Source organism: Parasedimentitalea nitratireducens, from assembly GCF_057444295.1.
Genome location: NZ_JBYAXC010000040.1, coordinates 1 through 1,411, shown reverse-complemented (window position 1 = coordinate 1,411; position 1,411 = coordinate 1). Strand labels below are relative to the sequence as shown.

General features: G+C 54.6%; 1 protein-coding gene. It reads right to left on the bottom strand.

Features of this window, described 5'->3' with window-relative positions:
• Positions 1–242 precede the first annotated feature (242 nt).
• Positions 243–1,411: ATP-binding protein (locus AC2T28_RS24915; protein ID WP_486751296.1), on the bottom strand; the 1,169-nt coding region annotated here is incomplete at its 5' end.

Below are 1,411 nucleotides of genomic sequence, written 5' to 3'. Positions count from 1 at the left end.
TCTCACCACCGTAGTTTGCAACGCGTTGGGAGTTCGGTGGGGATTCCGCTGTCATGAAAACCCGCGCAGTGACCAGGGAATAGTCCAGTGCTGAGCGCGTAAGGGAATTCTCGCACATTTCCGGTTGCAAGGTTTTGTCCAGCATCACGAATTCGCAGTTCCGAGTGTTCTGAGTTGTGTCTGATGTCCACAGACATGGCATAGCTTTGAGCCTTGGCGCGCGTCTCAAGAAGTTTCCGAACCTAAGCCCCTCGGAGCGCGTCATCTAGAGCTTTTGCGAGTTCATCCCTTGTGAACGGTTTTTTGAGTAAGATGTTGTTCGTCACAGCAAACCCGATTTGATTGGCTGCCTCGGCGGGATAACCCGACATGAACAGAATTCGTGCCTCTGGGTACTGTGTCAGCACCTCTTGAACAAATTCCGGTCCATTTGTGTTCCCGGAAAGCGCGACATCAGATAAAATGACATCAAAAGACTGCCCCGCAGCCAGCAATGCACGGGCTGCTTCGGCATGTTCAGCCATGACGGGAACATAACCGAGACCCATTATTGTGCGCTCTGCTACCATGCGCAAGAAAGGGTCATCCTCGATAACAAGCACCGTCTCGCCGCTCCCGGTTGGACGGCTTGCCATTTTGGCCATCGAGCTACGTTCGGCTTCCTGGCTGTCTCGAGGTAGCAGCACCTTGACCATCGTGCCTGTGCCTTCTTCACTGTGGATGCTGGCATGTCCGCCGGATTGTTTGGCAAAGCCGTAAACCATAGACAGGCCCAGACCAGAGCCTTCACCGACGCTCTTAGTCGTATAAAACGGTTCAAATGCCCGTGCGATTACATCAGGGCTCATACCAGTTCCGGTGTCGGCGACTGCAATCATCACATACTCACCGTGTGGCACATCAGGCGCCTCGCTCAAGTAATCGGCTTCAAGTTTAATATTTGCGCATTCGATGGTCAGCTTACCACCTCCGGGCATCGCGTGGCTGGCATTGATCGCAAGGTTCAGCAGCGTATCCTCGACCTGGCCGGGGTCAGCGCGAGCAGTCCAAAGTGCCATCGGCGCAATCACTTCCACATCAATCATTCCCCCTAGAGTGCGCGTCAACAGATCCTTCATTCCAACGACTAGCGCCCTCAGATCAATTGCCCTTGGTTCCAAGGGCTGGTTGCGGGCATATGCAAGCAAGCGCCGGGTCAAGGCCGCACCACGGTCTGTGGTGCGCAAGATTTGTCCGGTTAGCTCCTCATCCTGTCCAGGCATATCCCCAAGCAACTCGGCACAACCCTGAATTACGGCCAACAGGTTGTTGAAATCATGGGCCACGCCACCGGTAAGTTGACCTATGGCCTCCATTTTCTGCGCGTGCCGCAACGCCTGTTCTGTGGCCCTACGCTCCGTGACATCTTCTA